Source organism: Sphingobacterium alimentarium, from assembly GCF_004342685.1.
GTDB lineage: Bacteria > Bacteroidota > Bacteroidia > Sphingobacteriales > Sphingobacteriaceae > Sphingobacterium > Sphingobacterium alimentarium.
In genome coordinates, this window is record NZ_SMBZ01000009.1 from 1 (window position 1) to 19,467 (window position 19,467).

At 39.5% G+C, this 19,467-nt stretch carries 18 protein-coding genes; 8 read left to right on the forward strand and 10 right to left on the reverse strand.

Going from position 1 to position 19,467, the window contains the following annotated elements; genetic code table 11:
• The 6 genes from EDC17_RS04885 to EDC17_RS04910 form a co-directional block, all read left to right on the forward strand.
• Nucleotides 1-421, forward strand: a 421-nt coding sequence (locus tag EDC17_RS04885; RefSeq protein WP_165894365.1) for an IS66 family transposase, incomplete at its 5' end; no start/stop codon positions are given.
• Nucleotides 422-445: 24 nt separating this feature from the next.
• On the forward strand, nucleotides 446-1,171 hold the full coding sequence (locus tag EDC17_RS04890; protein WP_132777030.1) for an MIP family channel protein: 726 nt from the start codon (nucleotides 446-448) through the stop codon (nucleotides 1,169-1,171).
• Between the two features lie 110 nt (nucleotides 1,172-1,281).
• On the forward strand, nucleotides 1,282-3,063 hold the full coding sequence (locus EDC17_RS04895; RefSeq protein WP_132777099.1) for a DNA polymerase III subunit gamma/tau: 1,782 nt from the start codon (nucleotides 1,282-1,284) through the stop codon (nucleotides 3,061-3,063).
• A gap of 82 nt (nucleotides 3,064-3,145) precedes the next feature.
• Nucleotides 3,146-3,925, forward strand: coding sequence for a 23S rRNA (guanosine(2251)-2'-O)-methyltransferase RlmB (gene rlmB / locus EDC17_RS04900; protein ID WP_132777031.1), 780 nt, complete (start codon nucleotides 3,146-3,148; stop codon nucleotides 3,923-3,925).
• A gap of 3 nt (nucleotides 3,926-3,928) precedes the next feature.
• Nucleotides 3,929-4,531 carry an HPP family protein gene (locus tag EDC17_RS04905; RefSeq protein ID WP_132777032.1) on the forward strand — a complete coding sequence of 201 codons (603 nt, stop codon included), beginning with the start codon at nucleotides 3,929-3,931 and terminating at the stop codon, nucleotides 4,529-4,531.
• A 72-nt stretch (nucleotides 4,532-4,603) separates the two neighbouring features.
• Complete coding sequence (locus tag EDC17_RS04910; RefSeq protein ID WP_132777033.1) at nucleotides 4,604-6,127, forward strand: glutamate racemase; 1,524 nt, start codon at nucleotides 4,604-4,606, stop codon at nucleotides 6,125-6,127.
• 32 nt (nucleotides 6,128-6,159) lie between these two features.
• Here the strand turns inward: EDC17_RS04910 and EDC17_RS04915 are convergent, their stop codons facing one another.
• Both EDC17_RS04915 and EDC17_RS04920 read right to left on the reverse strand, forming a co-directional pair.
• Nucleotides 6,160-7,929: an AMP-dependent synthetase/ligase gene (locus EDC17_RS04915; RefSeq protein ID WP_132777034.1), complete on the reverse strand. Its 1,770-nt coding sequence runs from the start codon at nucleotides 7,927-7,929 to the stop codon at nucleotides 6,160-6,162.
• 72 nt (nucleotides 7,930-8,001) lie between these two features.
• The gene (locus tag EDC17_RS04920; RefSeq protein ID WP_132777035.1) at nucleotides 8,002-9,840 is read right to left on the reverse strand and encodes a DEAD/DEAH box helicase; all 1,839 of its coding nucleotides are present in this window, start codon (nucleotides 9,838-9,840) and stop codon (nucleotides 8,002-8,004) included.
• Between the two features lie 132 nt (nucleotides 9,841-9,972).
• On the opposite strand from EDC17_RS04920, the gene EDC17_RS04925 reads away from it, so the two are divergent.
• On the forward strand, nucleotides 9,973-10,524 hold the full coding sequence (locus EDC17_RS04925) for a hypothetical protein (protein WP_132777036.1): 552 nt from the start codon (nucleotides 9,973-9,975) through the stop codon (nucleotides 10,522-10,524).
• Between the two features lie 208 nt (nucleotides 10,525-10,732).
• On the opposite strand, the gene EDC17_RS04930 is transcribed toward EDC17_RS04925, so the two are convergent.
• The 5 genes from EDC17_RS04930 to EDC17_RS04950 all read right to left on the reverse strand — a co-directional run bounded on the left by EDC17_RS04930 (nucleotide 10,733) and on the right by EDC17_RS04950 (nucleotide 14,630).
• Nucleotides 10,733-11,104 (reverse strand): hypothetical protein, encoded by a 372-nt coding sequence (locus tag EDC17_RS04930; RefSeq protein ID WP_243646050.1) that lies wholly within the window; start codon nucleotides 11,102-11,104, stop codon nucleotides 10,733-10,735.
• A 53-nt stretch (nucleotides 11,105-11,157) separates the two neighbouring features.
• Nucleotides 11,158-12,129: a hypothetical protein gene (locus EDC17_RS04935; RefSeq protein ID WP_132777038.1), complete on the reverse strand. Its 972-nt coding sequence runs from the start codon at nucleotides 12,127-12,129 to the stop codon at nucleotides 11,158-11,160.
• Nucleotides 12,130-12,164: 35 nt separating this feature from the next.
• Nucleotides 12,165-12,710, reverse strand: coding sequence for an RNA polymerase sigma factor (locus EDC17_RS04940; protein WP_132777039.1), 546 nt, complete (start codon nucleotides 12,708-12,710; stop codon nucleotides 12,165-12,167).
• 3 nt (nucleotides 12,711-12,713) lie between these two features.
• Entirely contained in the window at nucleotides 12,714-13,670 is a 957-nt protein-coding gene (locus EDC17_RS04945) for a transketolase family protein (protein ID WP_132777040.1), read from the reverse strand.
• Nucleotides 13,671-13,781: 111 nt separating this feature from the next.
• Nucleotides 13,782-14,630: a transketolase gene (locus EDC17_RS04950; protein ID WP_132777041.1), complete on the reverse strand. Its 849-nt coding sequence runs from the start codon at nucleotides 14,628-14,630 to the stop codon at nucleotides 13,782-13,784.
• Nucleotides 14,631-14,956: 326 nt separating this feature from the next.
• Between EDC17_RS04950 and EDC17_RS04955 the strand changes: the two genes are divergently transcribed.
• Nucleotides 14,957-16,567 carry a DUF4139 domain-containing protein gene (locus tag EDC17_RS04955; RefSeq protein WP_132777042.1) on the forward strand — a complete coding sequence of 537 codons (1,611 nt, stop codon included), beginning with the start codon at nucleotides 14,957-14,959 and terminating at the stop codon, nucleotides 16,565-16,567.
• Between the two features lie 44 nt (nucleotides 16,568-16,611).
• Here EDC17_RS04955 and EDC17_RS04960 read toward each other — a convergent pair whose 3' ends face one another.
• The 3 genes from EDC17_RS04960 to EDC17_RS04970 are packed head-to-tail and all read right to left on the reverse strand — an operon-like array spanning nucleotide 16,612 to nucleotide 19,408.
• On the reverse strand, nucleotides 16,612-17,028 hold the full coding sequence (locus tag EDC17_RS04960; RefSeq protein ID WP_132777043.1) for a hypothetical protein: 417 nt from the start codon (nucleotides 17,026-17,028) through the stop codon (nucleotides 16,612-16,614).
• Nucleotides 17,029-17,077: 49 nt separating this feature from the next.
• The gene (locus EDC17_RS04965) at nucleotides 17,078-18,733 is read right to left on the reverse strand and encodes a M28 family metallopeptidase (RefSeq protein ID WP_132777044.1); all 1,656 of its coding nucleotides are present in this window, start codon (nucleotides 18,731-18,733) and stop codon (nucleotides 17,078-17,080) included.
• 60 nt (nucleotides 18,734-18,793) lie between these two features.
• Complete coding sequence (locus EDC17_RS04970; protein WP_132777045.1) at nucleotides 18,794-19,408, reverse strand: SprT family zinc-dependent metalloprotease; 615 nt, start codon at nucleotides 19,406-19,408, stop codon at nucleotides 18,794-18,796.
• Between the last annotated feature and the right edge of the window lie 59 nt (nucleotides 19,409-19,467).

Below are 19,467 nucleotides of genomic sequence, written 5' to 3' on the forward strand. Positions count from 1 at the left end.
TCAATCTGAATGGGCTACACAGTTTAGCCGGATGCTTATACTAGCCTTGGAATTGAAAAAGTCAATACCTCTTGACCAATATCTGGAACCGATGCGTGAAAGAGCTCAACTGGAAAACACGCTCCATAACTTAATCAACCAGAAGATAGATCCACAGCAGATAGAAGTTATCATCTTCCAAAAAAGGATCACTAAATACAGACAATACCTCTTTACATTTCTTTACAATAAGGATGTACCTCCCGATAACAATACATCCGAGCAAGCAATTAGAAATATCAAGGTCAAGCAAAAAGTATCTGGGATGTTCAAATCGAACAATGGAGCACAAAACTATGCGACAATAAGATCTGTTGCCGACACTTGTATTAAGAACTTACAATCTGTCCTCGATGCTTTCTACAGCATTGCTATTCTATAGTACCTGAGTGATTACGATTTAAATATGGAAATTAAAACTTCATCAAAATTTTTTGCTGAATTTATTGGGACATTTGGTTTAGTCTTATTTGGATGTGGTGCGGCAGCCATCGCTGGCGGTACAACGCTGGCCGGTACAGCCGGATTGGGTTTATTAGGTATATCTATCGCATTTGGTCTATCCGTTGTGGTGTTTGCTTATGCTATTGGAGGGGTTTCGGGCTGTCATATTACTCCCGCCGTCACAGTTGGTATGCTAGTAGCAGGGAAAATCTCCCTTAAAGATACAGGAGTATATATTGTTGCACAAGTGTTGGGCGCGATTGCAGGGGTTTTTGTATTATCTCAGATTCTTACTGGACAACTTGGAGGATTTACAGCAGGAGAGTGGGCATTTGGTTCCAACGGATGGGGCAAAGGTTATCAAAATGAGTATAACGTAGGTGCAGCCTTCCTCACCGAAGCAGTGTTAACTACGTTGTTTTTATTTGTGATTTTAGGTACTACTTCTAAGGTCGGCAATGGGACGATGGCTGGTTTGGCTATAGGTTTTACCCTTTTGTTAATTCACCTCGTAGCAATTCCGGTGACGGGTACTTCGGTGAATCCTGCGCGAAGCCTGGGACCTGCAATTTTTGCAGGAGGACAAGCTTTGTCACAAGTCTGGTTGTTTATAGCAGCCCCTATTGTGGGTGCTGTGGTTGGCTCCCTCGCTTGGAAATTAGTTTATAGCGATTCAGAAAAACTATAATATTCTTTTTTTAATAGGTTATCACGTGAAGCTCCACTAGGTGGAGCTTTTGTGTTTCATAGGACTTTAATTATTTGCGATGACAAGTGGAAATAACTATCTTTGTGATGATGGATAATTTCATTGTCTCAGCACGCAAGTATCGTCCCGTTACCTTTGATTCGGTAGTAGGACAATCTCATATTACCAATACACTCAAAAATGCCATTCACAATAATCAGTTAGCACAAGCTTTCTTGTTTTGTGGGCCTCGCGGTGTGGGCAAGACTACTTGTGCTCGTATTTTGGCAAAGACCATCAACTGTGAGCAGATTTCCACCCAAACGGAAGCTTGCGGAGAATGTGAAAGCTGTAAATCATTTCAAAATGGTGCTTCTTTCAGTATTCACGAATTGGATGCGGCATCGAATAATTCCGTAGACGATATTCGTAATCTGATCGAGCAGGTACGTATCCCACCTCAGACAGGCAAGTACAAAATATATATCATTGACGAGGTGCATATGCTCTCACAGGCAGCTTTTAATGCTTTTTTGAAAACATTAGAAGAACCGCCTGCGTATGCTATTTTTATTCTAGCTACGACCGAGAAGCATAAAATCCTGCCTACTATACTTTCCCGTTGTCAGATATTTGACTTTAACCGTATCCTCGTAGAAGATATGGCGAAGCATTTGGCCAATATCGCGAGCAAGGAGAATGTGACATTCGAACCGGATGGCTTACATGTCATCGCGCAGAAAGCGGACGGTGGACTTCGTGATGCTTTATCGATGTTTGATCAGATAGTGAGTTTTTCAAACCGCAATTTGACTTATCAAGCGGTTATTGAGAATCTCAACATTCTCGATTACGATTACTATTTCAAACTAATGCAGGCTATAGCGCAAGAAGATGCTGCCGAGACTTTGTTAATATTTGATAACGTACTGAATAAAGGATTTGATGGAGGACATTTTATCGCCGGATTATCCAATCACATACGTAATCTTTTGGTAACTAAGGAACCGCGTACATTGAAGCTCTTGGATGTCAGTGAAAATATTAAAAAGAAATATTTTGAGCAATCCAATTCGTTAAGTTCTGGATTATTACTATCCGCATTGAATATTGCTAATCAATGCGAAATTTCCTACCGCTCAAGCAAAAACCAAAGGCTTCAGATTGAACTGGCCCTGCTGAAGATGTGCCACTTGTCCAGTGCCATCAAACTGGGCGTAAATGGGATATCAACTGCACAAGCAGAAGTAAAAAAAAAACTTTCTGAGTCAGTAAAACCCGCTCCAGCAGCAGCATCAAAGGCTATTCCGACGCCTATGTCAACGCCTAAAGTCGAAGCACCCGTACCGAATACGCCAACTCCTCCCGCACCTGTAAAAGCAGCGGATCCAGAGAAAAAATCATTTTCTTCGGGCAAAGGCTGGGGAAGTTTCAAACCTTCGGTTGCGGTTCCAAGTCTGAATACTGTATTCGAGGAAAAATCCGTTGAAGAAGGCGAAGAATCTGATTTAGTTCAGGGAAGTGAATTCAGAGAAGTAACATTCAATGCATTTATCGGCAAATGGAATACTTTGGCTGAGCAGTTGAAAGCAGAAAATAGAATTACCCTCTATACGATTATGACTGCGAATGAACCTCGCTTGAACGGAAATATTATCGAGGTCGACGTGGAGAATATGGTGCAGAGTGATCAGCTGAAAGAAGGAAAAATTGATATTCTCAATTACCTTCGCGTAGAGCTCAAAAACTTTGCTTTAGACTTGACCACGCATCAGCTCCAACAAGCGGTCATCCGTAAGGCTTATACTTCGCAGGAGAAATATCAAGTCATGGTCGAAAAGAATCCCTCTTTAGAAACTTTACGAAAAACATTCAATTTAGGGCTGAGCTAACTTTCTCTTTCTTATCTTTGTACAGAATTTCGACGGTAGCATTTTCAATTGCTATTTGTCTCATTACATATAATTTAGAATAATGCAAAACAATTTCCAACGTCGTGATCGCGGCGAACAAAGAGAAACTAATCAAATGGTATTTGGTATTCGTGCTGTCATCGAAGCCATAGATAGCGATAAAGAGATCGAATCTCTTTTTATTCAACGTGGATTAAGCGGCAGCTTGCTGTTGGAGTTGAAAGCATTAATCAAAGAAAAAAACATCGGCTACCAACAAGTTCCGATTGAAAAACTAAACCGTATCACACGCAAGAATCACCAAGGTGTGATTGCTGTTATTTCTCCGATTACTTATCACAATATTGAAGATATATTACCGTCGATCTACGAGAAAGGGGAGACTCCTCTATTATTGATGTTGGACGGTGTGACGGATGTGCGTAATATGGGCGCTATCGCTCGTACTGCAGAGTGTGCAGGCGTACATGCGATTATTGTTCCTAAAAAAGGTTCTGCAGAGATCAATCCGGATGCCATCAAGACTTCGGCAGGGGCATTGTACAAAATCCCGGTTTGTCGTCAAGATTCATTGGGTAAGACAGGCCGTTTTTTGATTGATTCTGGTGTTCAGCTTGTCGTAAGTACTGAAAAAACCAAAGATTCGGTTTATGATGTGGATTATACGGTTCCGACATGTGTGATTATGGGAGCAGAAGATGTCGGTGTATCGGATGACTTAATTCGTATTTCGGACAAGTTAGCTAAGATTCCGATGTTCGGTGAGATCGGTTCATTGAATGTATCTGTTTCTGCCGGGGTGGTTATTTACGAAGCCATTCGTCAGCGAAATATTTCGTAGCAAATGCTTAAGCAAAGGCTCCACAGGCAATTTCGTGTTTATAAATATGTCGTTTATAAAGAAACACTTGTTGACTTTAAAGATCACTTTTGGTCTTTTGTAGGAGCTTTTATAGGGATTGGAATAATAGCCTATTTGCAATCCCTTCAATTACCTCAACTCGAAAATATTTTCTTAATAGGCTCTTTCGGAGCTTCTTCCGTATTAATTTATGGCGCTGTATATAGTCCATTAGCACAACCACGCAATCTGGTTGGTGGGCATGTGGTATCTGCGATAGTAGGTGTTACTGTTGCTAAGGTATTGCCGGATGTAATATGGTTGACAGCCCCTTTTGCGGTGGCACTTTCTATTGTCGCTATGCAGGTGACACGGACCTTACATCCTCCCGGCGGAGCTACAGCTTTAATTGCAGTGTCTGGAGGAGCAAAAATTACGGCTTTAGGCTATGTTTATGTACTTTCTCCAGTATTTGTTGGCTCTGTTATTCTGTTAGCTGTAGCGTTAGTTTTTAATAATATCACCAAAGACAGACATTACCCGGTGAGACATTCCCGACTAAGAAAATCTCGAAGAATGCAGTTGCGGAAAAGATTTTCAGATTAAATAAATTCTTTTGCATGTTTGTTCGTGTTTGAGCGCTAAAAATTTTATTTTAGTTATCTCAACCTATAAAATATGAATAATCATCTTTGCAAAATTGCTCTGCTTGCTGGTTTATGCTTTTCTTCACAATTTTCCATTGCTCAATCTTCCTTGGCAATTGAAAAGCATATTCTTACGGACCAAAATAACTTCTATTATATTGACTTTAGTCAGTATTCACAACCATTAAATAGCTTACCTATTGGCGTTTTTGATTCGGGGACAGGGGGACTTACTGTTCTTGATGCGCTCGTGAATTTTGATCAATTTGATAATAATACCAAACAGAAAGGTAAGGATGGAAAATTAGATTTTTCCTCCGAGAAATTCATTTATCTTGCAGATCAAGCGAATATGCCTTATGGTAATTATAACGCAACAGGTAAGGATGATTTGTTGAAAGAACATATAATCAAGGATTTTCAGTTTCTGTTAAGTAACAAATATTATCAAAATTCAGGTCAGACTTCATTTCAAAAAGATAAAGAACAAGTAAAAGCCATCGTCATCGCTTGTAATACGGCTACAGCATATGGATATGATGATGCGGTATCTTTTTTAAATAGAACAGGCTTGAATATCCCAGTAATCGGTGTGATCAATGCTGCAGCTAGAGGTACGCTTTCCTTTTTTGATAAAAGGGAGGATGGTGCTATTGCCGTATTTGCCACCGTGGGTACAATAGCTTCTAAAGGTTATGAGCGGACATTGAGACAACAAATAGCGGAAGGCAATTATACGGGTGATATCCAAATCTATAATCAAGGAGGATATGGCTTAGCTGAAGCTGTGGACGAAGAGCCCGATTTTATTCGCCAAAATGTAAAAGCGCCACGTGGCGAATATCGCGGTCCATCGTTAGACAATCCAAACTACAGAATCGACCGTACTTTATTAGAAGTTTATAATTTCAAAAAAGATAATAACAGCCTACTGTGTGATAATCAAAATGTAGATGACTGTTCCATTATTCAATTGAATGATGCAGAAAATTATGTACGCTATCATTTGGTATCCTTAATGGAGCAGATGAGAAAATCGGAGAATGCGCAGCCCCTAAAAGCTATCATCTTGGGATGTACGCATTATCCTTATTTGGTTAAAGAAATTACACAAGTATTCAACGAGTTGCGAAATTATAGAGGGAAAGATGGTAACTATGTGTATAGACATTTGATTTCTGAAAATCTCCATATCATCGATCCGTCGACCTATGTCGCGCAGGAATTGTATAGCGCGTTGGCTAGCAAAAATCTATTCAACAACCAAAACCAAGGTTTGCTCGCTAAGTCAGAATTTTATATTTCGGTACCGAATGTGGCTAATAAAGATGTGAAATTAGATGCGGAGGGAAGATTTACGTACGATTATAAATATGGAAGAAATGCTGGCGAGATTCAGGAGTATGTTAAAGTTGTTCCTTTTGATAGAAAGAATATTTCAGGCGAAACATTGCAGCGTTTTGAATCACTTATTCCGAACACCTACAAGTTAATTCAAAATTTTTCAAAAGAAAATCCAAAGACAAAGTATATCAAAGCAGCAGATAAAATTTAAAAAATAAGTCCTCCAATCGGAGGACTTATTTTTTATCCATACAGCTCTTTGTAATTCGCACTATATTTTTCTATAATCTTTTTACGTTTCATCTTGAGTGTAGGGGTGAGTTCACCACCTTCAATCGTAAACTCCTCAGGGATGATGCTGATTTTTTTAATCTGTTCCCAATTCCCAAAATTAGCGTTGATTCGATTTATCTCCTGGGTTATTTTTTCCTGTACTTTTTCACTTTTCAAAAATGCATCTTTCGGAAGAGATGTAATGTCGCGTGCGAAATCTTTAGCCCAATCTAAGAGGTTGGAATAAGTTGGCACGACAAAAGCTGCTGGGAATTTTTCGCCTTCGCCGATCACCATAAATTGCTCGATGAAGCCCGATTCCACCATTTTAGATTCAATGGATTGTGGTACGACATATTTTCCGCCCGAGGTTTTGAACATTTCCTTTTTGCGGTCTATGATTTTAAGAAATTTGCCGTCTACCCACTGTCCAATATCGCCCGTGTACAACCATCCATCTTTGATGATTTCTTGTGTGGCTTGTTCGTCTTTGTAATAGCCCAGCATGATATTATCACCTTTGGCTAATATTTCGCCATCCTCAGCCAATTTGATATCAATATTGATTAGTGGGAGTCCCACAGTTCCTATTTTCATTCCTCGACGGAAATCATTCACGGCCAGACACGGTCCTGCCTCTGTCAATCCGTAACCTTCATAAATACTAATTCCTGCAGCCATATACAACCGTATAAGGCGTTCCTGCAATGCTGCCGAGCCGGAAGATATACCTACTATTTCACCTCCTAAAGCTTCTCTCCATTTAGAAAAAATCAATTTTCGGGCTATGGAAAGTTGGGCATTATACAACCAATTCCGTTTTTCCGGTTCAATCTCGTATTTCTCACCTAATGCTATCGCCCAAAAGAAAAGTTTGCGTTTGATGCCTGTCAACGATTCTCCTGTTGCCATTATCTTCTCGTACACTTTTTCCAAAACACGAGGCACCGCCGAAAAAATATGAGGTTTGACCTCTTTCATATCGGCACCGATCGTCTCCATGGAATTGGCGTAATAAATCGTCAACCCTTTGTACATATAGACATAGTGGAAAAGACGTTCGTATGCGTGACACACGGGTAGAAAGGATAGGGCCCGCATATAAGATGTGACAGGGAAAGAATATTCGCTACTCATCATATCGGCGAGTAAATTGCGATGTGTGAGCATGACACCCTTAGGTGTACCGGTAGTTCCACTGGTATAGATAAGAGTCGCTATATCATCAGTTTGAACCTCATTTTTACGATTGTCGAGCTCACGATCAGTGATTACCTGCCCCGTTTGTGCAATGATACTCCAATGCGGAAACACCGTTTCCTCTTGCAGGACAAATAAATTACTGATATGTGGAAGTTCAGGTTTCAGCTGCTGAATCCTTTCGGCCAAGCCTTTATTACTGATGACAATAAGGTTTATTTCGGCGTGATTGAGAATGTATTTGTAATCATTATCCGAAATGTTGGGATAAAGCGCTACGACTACTGCACCTATCTGTTGAATAGCAAAGTCCAAGAGTGACCATTCAATTCTATTTTCACTGATAATACCTACTTTATCATGGGGTTTTACACCTAAAGCAATTAAGCCTTTTGATAATTCGTCTATTTTGTCCTGAAAAATGGAATTGGATAATTCAGTCCATGTTGTCCCGTCTTTATAAGAAAATATTGGAGAACTAGGGTAGGTGTCTTTTCTGTATTTGACTAAGTCAAATAGGCGTGTTGGCTCGTATTTCATTGGCAATATCACAAAATAAATAAGGCTACCATAAAAATGGTAGCCTTACAAATTTACACAATATTATTAAGATTAATATCTGCTTTTTGATTCGCGTCTCTTGCCAGAGAAGTCACGGAAACCTCCGTTATCGCCACTGCGCTCTCTTCGTTCGCCTCCGAATCCACCACGACGGTCACCACCGCGATCTCTTCTTTCGCCTCCGAATCCGCCGCTACGACCTTTTCCACCACGATCTGCACTTCTTGGACGACTACCACGATCTCCGCCGCGATCTGAACGACCTTCACCAGATACTTCGATACGTACTTGACGTCCGTTGAAATCAATGCCTTTGAAGCCTTCGAATACTTTATTTACTTCTTCGTCTTGTACTTCGAAGAAAGTGAATACACCTTTCAAATCAATCTTACCGATAGACTTGCCTGAAATATTTGCTGTGTTGCAAATAAATCCTAACATATCTCCACGGCTGAATTCATCTACTGAACCTAAGTTCATGAATAAGCGTGTATATCCTTTAGATCCTTCACGAGAACCACGATCGCTTCTTTCGCCACGCTCGCGCGTACCCATATCACGTGCTTCTAAGTTTAAGTCAGGAGCATTTTTGTAATAATCTAAGAAACGGTTGAATTCAAGGGAAGCAAATCTTTTTACAATTTCTTCTTTCGACATATCGGCGAAACCTTCCATAATAGCAGGTAAGAAATTGTTGATTTGATCTTCGTTTACTTCCACATTTTTCACCTTATCGATGATAGTCAAAAGTTGTTTTGCAACGACTTCTTCACCTTGTGGAACTTGCTTGCGCTCGAATGGTTTTCCGATAACTTTTTCAAGTTGACGGATTTTGCTTTGCTCTTTAACATTGATCAAAGAAATTGAAATACCTGTTTTACCGGCACGTGCTGTACGACCAGAACGGTGCGTATAGTTTTCAATTTCGTCAGGTAATGAGAAGTTAATTACGTGAGTCACGTCATTCACATCGATACCACGAGCAGCTACGTCTGTTGCGATCAACATTTGTAAGCTACGGTCACGGTAACGTTTCATTACTTTGTCGCGTTGTTGTTGAGACAAATCTCCGTGCAATGCATCTGCATTATAACCATCTTTGATTAATGCTTCAGCAATTTCTTGCGTTTCGATTTTAGTACGACAGAAAACAATACCAAAGATGTCAGGGTTTGAATCTACGATACGTTTGAATGCCGCATATTTATCTCTTGCTTTCACTAAGAAATACTGATGCTCAATATTGGCATTACCTGTGTTTTTTGTACCTACCGTCAATTCGTAAGGATCCGTCATGTATTTTTGTGCAATACGACGTACCTCTCTAGGCATGGTAGCTGAAAACAACCAAGTTTTTTTGTCTTCTGGTGTTTCTGATAAAATGTTGTTGATGTCTTCTTGGAAACCCATGTTTAACATTTCGTCCGCTTCATCCAATACAACATATTTTACGCTAGAAAAATCAATTGCATTTCTGCCAATGATATCTAACATACGACCTGGGGTCGCTACTACAATTTGCACACCACGTCTGATTTGACGTAGTTGGTCACTGATATTCGCACCTCCATATACAGCAACAACATGTACGTTGTCAACGTATTTAGCAAATTTCTCTAAATCTTTAGCGATTTGTAAACACAACTCACGAGTGGGGCATAAAATTAATGCTTGTGGGTGTTTTTGTGAAAAGTCTAATTGCTCTAATAATGGAAGACCGAATGCCGCTGTCTTACCTGTGCCGGTTTGGGCTAATCCGACAAAATCGTCGCTACCAGTCAATAATACAGGAATGGCTTTTTCCTGAATTTCAGAAGGTTTTTCGAAACCTATTTCTGAGATGGCTTTAACAACTTCCTCACGGATTCCCAGTTCTAAAAATGGGTTCATGAAATAAATTATACAATAGGCACTATTGCCTAAGGCGTTGCAAAGATACGGAGAATAATTGAATTATGCAATAGTGTAAGCAATTGATTTTTAAGCTATATTAGAAATGTAATTAATATGTGCGCATAAATTATGAAATATCTTTTATTCATTCTGATTTTGGGGATTCAATTTGCTGAGGCTCAAACAAAACCCATTTCAAAAATATTTTTGGAACAATTCAAACCTTTCGTTGGTCAGTACTTTGAAGGTGAAATTATCACTGGTAGCAGGGAAGGAGATGGCTTTACGGGCAAAAAAATGATGTTGGAGGTGATGAGTTATGACGATAGAGAAGTCAAAATTCCATTTTATGTAGGAGAGGATAAGTCGAGAACTTGGATTTTAAGCTATTCTAATAATGTCCTCACACTAAAACATGATCACCGTCATGAAGATGGTTCCGCGGATAAAGTAACTTTTTACGGCGGAACAGCCCCAAACGAAGGAGCAATTCATTCGCAAATGTTTCCTGCGGATAATGAAACTTGCCAGTTAATAGACTATGCTTGCCAAAATGTATGGTGGATTACGATGGATGGCAAGACATACACGTACAATCTACGCAGAATAGGTTCAGACCGTGTATTTACAGTGAAATTTGACCTTACTAAACCTGTAAAATCAGACTATAAACCTTGGTAAAAATAGATGTCTTGGGAAGGAGAGATCCTCGTGTTAGTACAGCTAGGGGCTTTATTTCCTTTGGAAAGCTCTGAAGGGTTGGGATCTGGATACGAATAGAATAATCTTTCTTGCACGCATGCGCATTTCAGGATTGCATGTCGAGAAGTACCGAAGAGCAATAACAGCTATATAAAAAATAAGCCTGCTCCACGAGCAGGCTTATTTTTTATCTTCTTCTATTATTCTGAATCTTATTTCTCAACCTATCGTAAAAATCTTCTTCGACCTGAAAGAATTGAGATGCACGAGATTGACCAATGATTTTAGCAAACTCCGCACGATACGACTTTTTCAATTCCACCTCTTTGGTATCAAAAGCAATGACGTCACGGCTTTGAGGATTCAAGGAATTTCCATGACTCGGTGCTTTACTATTTCCTCTTTTTGCACGCTTCAAATCCCACAGCTCATTGTTGTATTGATTATAAATGGGGAAGAAGCGTTGCGCCTCCGATGGTGTAAGCTTTAATTCTTTCGTAACAAAAGCAATCTTTTCACTCTCAATAGCTTTGAAATTTTGCTGTGCAAAAGAAGGCATATGTAAAGCGAAAATAAAGCAAATAGTGGTCAAAATATATCTTAAATGTAACATTATAGCATATAATTTAAATACTCTTCAATTTCCTTGTTCTCAATCTCTGGATCTAATTGAACATTATCATCATTACTATCAGACTTGTATTCTGCCAAATGGATTAAATCTTCACCTTCAGAAACTTGTGCTAGATAACTAATGATTTCTTCGTCGCTGACATTGTCCAGATTAACCTCAGTCTTTACAAGTGAATTGGAGGTTGAAGTGTTATTTTGGACGCCCCAATAAGAGCCTATCCCCACCACTAGTGCAATGGCTGCTGCCGCAGAATATTTCTTCCAATTCGTACGTCTTGGAAGTGAAATAATGGAAGTTTCCTCTTTAGTCGGTTGAACCGTTTTTGCTAAGACATTTTCCGATAGTTTATCGAAATATCCTGTTGGAACCGTGAAATCGTTTTTACCTATTTCGGCACTCCATTTTTCAGTAATCACCTGCGCTTGGATAGCGGCATTTGCTTCTTCAAAATAATGCGTCGGAACGGTAAATCCAGTATCTTTTCCGATTTGATCACGCAGGTTGCTTTCTGCTAGTTGAGCAAAAATTTGATCTTCAGCCGTCGAAAAATACTGCTCCGGAACCTCGAATTCCAAAGTAGGAACGATGGATTTCAGATTCTCTTCGGCGATGCGTGTTTGTACATCTTGGTCGAGAGCATCAAAATACTGATCAGGAACTGCAAAGCCATCCGTTGCTACTTTATCTTTCAAATCTTGTTCTGCAATTTTTGCAAAGATATTATCAGCAAGGGTATTAAAATAGCCGTTTGGAACAGAATCCAAATGAGCATCTTGCGCTGAAGAATCTTCAGGAGAAGATTTGATTAATTTGCTAAAACGAAGTTGACTGAATATTTGGGCTTCCTGTTCCTCGAAGAAATTTGTAGGAACTAAAAAAGGATTTACACGCAATGAATCTGGTAGATTTTTGCCTCCTAATTCTTCGTTATATGTGTTATTTTCCTTCATAAGTGTTTATATAGATAACTTTTATAACCAAAGGTTTAATCATGGCTATTAAAAAAATGCTCTATTTTTTTCACTGCTAAATGGTATGAGGCTTTAAGGGCTCCCACACTTGTTCCTAAAATCTGCGATATCTCATCATACTTCAGATCTTCAAAATATTTCATGTTGAAGACAAGTCGTTGTTTCTCCGGCAAAGTCAACAGTGCCTGTTGTAATTTCAATTGTGCTTTATCCCCATTGAAATACGAACCGTCCGCTAATGTATCCGAAAGATAGGATGAATTATCATCATCTAATGATACATTATTTTTCTGCTTTTTCTTATTCAGAAATGTGATGCATTCATTCGTCGCAATTCTGTACAACCAAGTGTACAGCTGCGAATCCTCTCTGAACTTATCTAAATTACGCCAAATCTTTACAAAGATATCTTGAGTCACGTCATCCGCATCGTCATGGTCGAGGACCATGCGTCTGACATGCCAATATATTTTTTGTTGATATTTATTCAACAGATGTTTGAAAGCTGCTTCACGCGTGCTTTCATCGGCAAACATGGATATGATTTGCGCGTCTTCCATTTATTATTTTTTTCTGCTAATTACTTTTTGTACAGCAGCTACAATGCTAGATGCATTCAAGCCATATTTGTCCATCAACTGAGCTGGAGTGCCAGATTCACCGAAGGTGTCATCTACTGCAACGTACTCTTGAGGTGCTGGCCAATTTTTTGCCAATACCTGAGCTACGCTATCTCCTAGGCCACCTAGACGGTTGTGCTCTTCAGCGGTAACTACACATCCTGTCTTTTTAACAGATGCTAATATCGCTTCTTCGTCCAGTGGTTTGATCGTATGAATATTGATGATTTCGGCATCGATACCTAATCTCTCTAGCTCTTCACCTGCTTGGATAGCTTCCCATACCAAATGTCCTGTCGCGATGATGGTAACGTCTTTACCTTCATTCAACAATACCGCTTTACCAATCTCGAAAGTTTGGTCTGCAGGCGTGAAGTTAGGAACTACCGGACGACCAAAACGCAAGTAAACAGGGCCTTCGTATTGTGCAATGGCAATTGTTGCCGCTTTCGTTTGGTTGAAGTCACAAGGATTGATAACCACCATACCTGGCAACATTTTCATCAAACCGATATCTTCTAAAGTCTGGTGTGTAGCACCATCCTCACCTAGTGTAAGACCAGCGTGAGAAGCACATATTTTAACATTTTTGTGTGAGTAGGCAATAGATTGACGTACCTGATCGTATACACGTGCTGTAGAGAACTCCGCGAAAGTACCTGTAAAAGGAATCTTACCACCAATTGTCAAACCAGCTGCAATACCCATCATGTTTGCTTCTGCAATACCAATTTGGAAAAAACGCTCTGGAAATTCTTTAATGAAAGCATCCATTTTTAATGAGCCTACCAAGTCAGCACATAATGCTACCACATTTTCGTTCTGTTTTCCGGCTTCTAATAACCCCGCTCCGAAACCTGAACGTGTATCTTTAGATTCTGTAAAAGTATATTTTTTCATGTTTATATTTAGATGTGAGATATTAGAGTGAGGCTTTGAGAAAAACGAATTCGTCTTATCGTACCTCATCGCGCATATCTATTGTCTAATATTTATAGTAAATCTGAATGATTAATAATCGCCTAATGTAACCGGTAATTGATTCAATGCAATAGTCAATTGCTCATCATTAGGAGCTACACCGTGCCATTTGTGCGTACCCATCATGAAATCAACACCAGATCCCATTTCGGTATGCAACAATATGATTACTGGTTTGCCTTTGCCTGTACGCGATTTAGCTTCTTCGATACCCGCTACAACCGAAGCCATATCGTTACCTTTTTCTACTTCCATCACGTCCCAACCGAAAGCTTCCCATTTAGCTCTTAGATTACCCAATGATAATACTTGTTCTGTAGCGCCATCAATCTGAGCACCATTGTAATCTACCGCCGCGATAAGATTGTCTACCTTGTTGTGCGGAGCATACATTGCAGCTTCCCAAACTTGACCTTCTTGCAACTCGCCATCACCCATCAATACGTACACTAAGTTCGTGTCCTTATTTAGTTTTTTGGCTTGTGCAGCACCAATTGCTGCTGAAAGACCTTGTCCTAATGATCCCGAAGCAATACGAATGCCCGGTAATCCTTCGTGCGTCGTAGGGTGTCCTTGTAGACGAGAATTGATTTTACGGAAAGTAGCAAGCTCCTCAACTGGAAAATAACCAGCACGTGCTAATGTGCTATAGAATACAGGTGAAATGTGACCATTCGACAAGAAAAATAAATCTTCTCCTTCTCCATTCAGTTTGAAAGCTGGGTCATGTTTCATAGCATGGAAATATAAAGCTACGAAATAGTCTGTACAGCCCAATGATCCGCCTGGGTGTCCTGATTGACATCCATGTACCATACGCACGATGTCACGTCTTACTTGTGTTGCAGTCTGTTCAAGTTTATTGATATCTACACTCATTTTTGATGTTGTTATACAAATTATGCGTGTAAAGTTAATGAAATTAAATGTTTTAAGAGACCTGAATTTGAGGATAATTCAAATTTTTTGGGTTTTTTGATTAAGTATCAAATCCGAAAAAACCATTCTATTCGGATATGTGAATTGCACTATACACAAGTATTAAAAATTCGCATAGAAAATGGATAAAAGATATGCTCAAAAGGTGGTTTATATTCTTTCTTGTTAGGAAATTAGTTTAGCATCTAAAATAATTTTAAATTCAATTATGGAATAGGGGAATCTTCTGCATCCATCTGTAAACGATTAATAATTAAAGATACAATATGAGAAAATTTCTTTTTGTGAGTCTTTTGGCACTGTATGCTACTACGGGCTCCTATGCACAAGATAAAATAAATGCCTCGGCAGAAGTCAGGGAAGTCACGGTGTACACCAATGGTGCCGAGCTGACGAATAAAGTTAAAGTTAATTTACCTAAAGGGAGCACCACATTGTACATCCAAAATGTCGCTAGCGATATGGATATCAAAAGTGTGCAACTCTCCGGTCCGGATGGCATCACTGTCCTTTCTCTGCGTCAGGAGCACGCTGCTGAAGCACAGATACTGAATCCCAGCCATCGTAGATTAATGGATAGTCTGGATATATCGATGGCGAAATTAGAGTCGTTGAATAATAAACAAAAAGCTGCGCAAGGCGCTTTGAAGATTCTGAATAATGACCAATTGCTCGGTGGTGGTGGAAAAGTAGATTTGGGAGAGCTTTCGAAACTGGTGGATTATTACCAAATCAAAGCCGTGGAGTTAAACGCTACTATCGATAAATTGACAAAAGATATTACGAACGAAAATAAAATTATCGCGCGCCTTAGCGAACAAATTCGTCAGTATACGGGTAATGGTGGGCAATTGGTGGTGCAATTGAATAATGCAAAAGCAATTCAGGGCGAATTGAACGTGTCTTATCTGACTTATTCAGCCAATTGGCAAGCTTATTATGACCTCAGGGCTAAATCTATCGAGACGCCATTGGATATTCTATATAAAGCTCGCGTAACTCAATATACGGGTGTGGATTGGAAAAATGTCAAATTAACTTTGTCTACCGGAAATCCCGCGCAAAATGGCGATGCGCCATTATTGAATCCGAGCTATGCACAATATTATTCTCCACAAATTATGATCAGGGGAGCTTCTTCCATCAACAACCAAATGCAGAATAAAGTGCAGACTTTTGGAACGCGCAATGTCATGGAGGAGGTAGCGGTAGTGGGCTCGAGTGGTAATAGTCAATTGGCAATTCCTAATACTTCGATTGTGGAAAATCAATTAAGTGCAACATTCGAAATTGATGTGCCTTATGATATTGCTTCTAATGGTCAGCCTCATAGTGTGACATTGAAAGAATTTGCACACCCTGCCTTATTCAAATATTATGCTGTACCTAAGTTGGATAAAGATGCTTTTCTATTGGCTGAAATCAAAGATTTTGAAAAACTGAATCTGGTACCCGGTGAAGCGAATATCTTGTTTGAAAATATGTTTGTAGGCACTTCTTTTATTAATCCAAATATTACTACGGATACATTAAATCTGAGTATGGGACGTGATAAGTCTATTTCAGTCAAAAGAGAGCGTATAATGGATGAAAAAAGTTCTCAAACCAGTGGTAATTCCAAACGTCAAACGTATACTTACGAACTTCGTGTGCGCAACTCGAAGTCTACAGCGATCAATATGTTATTGAAAGATCAATATCCTATTTCGACAGACAAATCCATTGAAATTGATTTGGTGGATGCAGGAGGAGCATCTGTCAATAAGGAAACGGGGGTGTTGACATGGATGATAACGGTCAAGCCTGGAGAAACAAAGACTTACCGATTTACTTTCACGGTTAAGCATCCGAAGGATAAGATTGTAAACTTTAATTAGGCTAACAAAAAAACGCTCTCCGTATCGAAGAGCGTTTTTTTATTTTAGTTAAGAAGTGACCATGTAGACCATGGGATTCTCGATAATATCAAGATTAACGCAATGGTGTAGGTGATGAACACTGTTTTGTTCGCCGCATAATCTTCCTTTGCTTTTTTTGCTTTCGAGTAACCAATAGTGATTAATACGATAGCGATAATCATGGTTAATGGATGTTCCAGGAAATATAATCTGGATAAACTATTACTCATGTTTTCACCCGAAAAACTTTTAAATCCTAACGGAGAAACAAAATAAATTATAAAACCAATAAGTAATTGCAAGTGCGCAGAGATAAAACCGATTAAAGCGATTTTGCGGTTGTATGGATTCGCTTTAAAATAATTTACCGCTGTGATTACAATAGAAATAACTAAAGCAAGTAATAAAATTACGGCTAAAGTCGAGTGTAAGTGTTTCATACCTGTTAACATATATTTTGATTTTTAATGTTCGATTCTTGCAAAAATACTATTTTGAAAGTCGTTTTTCACCTAATTCTCTAAATTCAGATTTCGCCTTGAATTGAGGGAATGTTTTTTCCTGACTCATGGTATACCCAATATCAAAGAACAAGCGGATATCCGCAAGTATTCCTTCGAAATCCCAATTGTCGTCCAATTCATCCTGAGGTTTGTGGTATCGATTCGCTAATGCTGCTTTGCGTTTCTCAATTGCGTCAGTATCTGTCGACAAAAGTTCTGAACCCGATCCCATAAATAATCCCGGTACACCTTTTTTAACGAAGTTGAAATGGTCTGAACGGTAGAAGCCTCCTGATGTAGGATTTTTTTCACCAGCAACCGTTCTTCCGAATTTTGCAGCCGAACGCTCGACGTAGTCTTCAATTTCTGTTTGTCCAATCCCAACAATCGAAACATCTTTTGTCGCGCCTAGCGGATTGAATGCATCCATATTCAAGTTAGCGACTGTTTTATTTAGTGGAAAAACCGGGTTATTGGCATAATAAGATGAACCTAATAAACCTTCTTCTTCAGCTGTCAGTGCAATAAAAACTATAGTGCGTTCCGGTTGGTGTTTAGCCGCTTTGAATGCTTTTCCAAGTTCGAATAAAGCAGCTACTCCTGCCGCATTATCAATCGCACCATTATAGATAGAATCGCCGTTTACAGCTTCTCCAACACCCAAATGATCCCAATGCGCGGTATAAATTATAGTTTCATCCGGACGTTTTGTCCCTTTGATCTGAGCGATTACGTTATTGGATTTTGAATGTCTAAACGTGTTTTTTAGTTCAATCTGGGTCTTAATATTCATCGGGCGAGCCTTGAAACCTGGTTTTTTAGCTTCTTCCATTAGCTTCGAATCCAGACCTCCAAGTGTAAATAATTTCTGAGCCGTTTCTAAGGAAACCCAACCTTCGAATTCCGGTAATTCATCCTGATTATTGGTCGTTAATTCCAATTGCGGACCCGACCAGCCTGAACGAACTACATCCCAGCCATAACTAGCGGCACCCGTCTCATGAATTATCAGTATCCCTGTCGCACCTTGACGACCTGCTTCTTCAAATTTATAGCGCCATCTGCCGTAATAGGTCATGGTATCCGCTTTGAAAAGGTTTTTGTCGTATCGACCCGGGTCACTCACCATCACGACTACCGTTTTTCCTTTCACATCCAAACCTTCGTAATCGTTCCAGTCATATTCAGGTGCAACGATGCCGAATCCAGCAAACACCAATTCGGTGTTTTCGATTTGAACGTTTTCTTTCAATTTACGTGTTCCAATTACAAAATCATCTAGGTTGTTGAACTTACTGCTACCTTTTGATCCTTCAAAAGTTAGGGAAGGGACGATCGGTTTTGATGTGATTTCTACCATGGGTACTTCTTGGAAATACGAATCTCCATTTCCAGGCTCGAGGCCTAAGGCTTTAAATTGTTGCTCAATGTAATTTACCGTCAAGGTATCTCCCTTGGTAAAAGGTTTTCTTCCTAAGAATTCGTCCGATGCCAACTGGGCAATGTGCGCTTTGTACGAATCCGCTGTGATTGCCGCAAGCGCCGTGCTATCTAAGGAATTAGAGTCAAATGTGGAGGATTGCTCTGAGCAGGAAAGTAAACCTAAGCTCAGTGCACAAGATAATAGCAATGATTTATTCATAATTCATTTTAATGTGAACGACTAAAAATACGATTTTAAAAGAAATATATAGCCTTCTATCTAATCTTTGACAGGAAATACCTCCGCAATGGGATGAAAGAGATAGATTTTTTGCGTGTTTAATTCCAGACACTTGTATCTTTTGCGCAATTTTTCCATTTTCTGAAATACACGACCATTTTTTAATTGAAAAATGGCTTGGTCGGGCAATTGTTCCACATGAATAATTGAGCTGCTGGCAACGTCAAATTTTTTGAGAACACGGTAAAGATTTAGATCTGTGCAGGACGATGCGGCCGGATTGTTCATATAGCCATTGATCGCTATAATTACCTCTGAAGGGAAAATATTTAATTTCAGAAAAGGCTGAATCAAGGATTTGAAATTGTTTTTCCACTCTTCGCCATGCGGTTTTACTGTGTTTTTGAAATCCTGATAGGTTTTGAGATGTGCAAACTCGTGTACCGTGGTTAATAAGAAAGCATAAGGGTTGAGGTCGTGGTTGACGGTGATCTGGTGAGGACTTCCCCGGAATGGAGCGCGGTAATCACCTAATTTCGTGCTACGGCTTTTGGTGACTTTAAACCGGCAGGCCGTAGCATTAAGCCATTGCGAAATAATAGGCGCAGCCTCCACGGGCATATACTTACTCAATTGTGTGCTGAAATCCGGCATATCGCTACAAACATATTATTTTTTATGATATAAACTAAACTTTTTGTGGTTTTCAAACC

Bases quoted from the DNA above. Each gene is read 5' to 3' on its own strand.
- EDC17_RS04890 (WP_132777030.1), top strand. From the start codon at position 446: ATGGAAATTAAAACTTCATCAAAATTTTTTGCTGAATTTATTGGGACA.
- EDC17_RS04895 (WP_132777099.1), top strand. From the start codon at position 1,282: ATGGATAATTTCATTGTCTCAGCACGCAAGTATCGTCCCGTTACCTTT.
- rlmB (WP_132777031.1), top strand. From the start codon at position 3,146: ATGCAAAACAATTTCCAACGTCGTGATCGCGGCGAACAAAGAGAAACT.
- EDC17_RS04905 (WP_132777032.1), top strand. From the start codon at position 3,929: ATGCTTAAGCAAAGGCTCCACAGGCAATTTCGTGTTTATAAATATGTC.
- EDC17_RS04910 (WP_132777033.1), top strand. From the start codon at position 4,604: ATGAATAATCATCTTTGCAAAATTGCTCTGCTTGCTGGTTTATGCTTT.
- EDC17_RS04915 (WP_132777034.1), bottom strand. From the start codon at position 7,929: ATGAAATACGAGCCAACACGCCTATTTGACTTAGTCAAATACAGAAAA.
- EDC17_RS04920 (WP_132777035.1), bottom strand. From the start codon at position 9,840: ATGAACCCATTTTTAGAACTGGGAATCCGTGAGGAAGTTGTTAAAGCC.
- EDC17_RS04925 (WP_132777036.1), top strand. From the start codon at position 9,973: ATGAAATATCTTTTATTCATTCTGATTTTGGGGATTCAATTTGCTGAG.
- EDC17_RS04930 (WP_243646050.1), bottom strand. From the start codon at position 11,104: ATGCCTTCTTTTGCACAGCAAAATTTCAAAGCTATTGAGAGTGAAAAG.
- EDC17_RS04935 (WP_132777038.1), bottom strand. From the start codon at position 12,129: ATGAAGGAAAATAACACATATAACGAAGAATTAGGAGGCAAAAATCTA.
- EDC17_RS04940 (WP_132777039.1), bottom strand. From the start codon at position 12,710: ATGGAAGACGCGCAAATCATATCCATGTTTGCCGATGAAAGCACGCGT.
- EDC17_RS04945 (WP_132777040.1), bottom strand. From the start codon at position 13,670: ATGAAAAAATATACTTTTACAGAATCTAAAGATACACGTTCAGGTTTC.
- EDC17_RS04950 (WP_132777041.1), bottom strand. From the start codon at position 14,630: ATGAGTGTAGATATCAATAAACTTGAACAGACTGCAACACAAGTAAGA.
- EDC17_RS04955 (WP_132777042.1), top strand. From the start codon at position 14,957: ATGAGAAAATTTCTTTTTGTGAGTCTTTTGGCACTGTATGCTACTACG.
- EDC17_RS04960 (WP_132777043.1), bottom strand. From the start codon at position 17,028: ATGAAACACTTACACTCGACTTTAGCCGTAATTTTATTACTTGCTTTA.
- EDC17_RS04965 (WP_132777044.1), bottom strand. From the start codon at position 18,733: ATGAATAAATCATTGCTATTATCTTGTGCACTGAGCTTAGGTTTACTT.
- EDC17_RS04970 (WP_132777045.1), bottom strand. From the start codon at position 19,408: ATGCCGGATTTCAGCACACAATTGAGTAAGTATATGCCCGTGGAGGCT.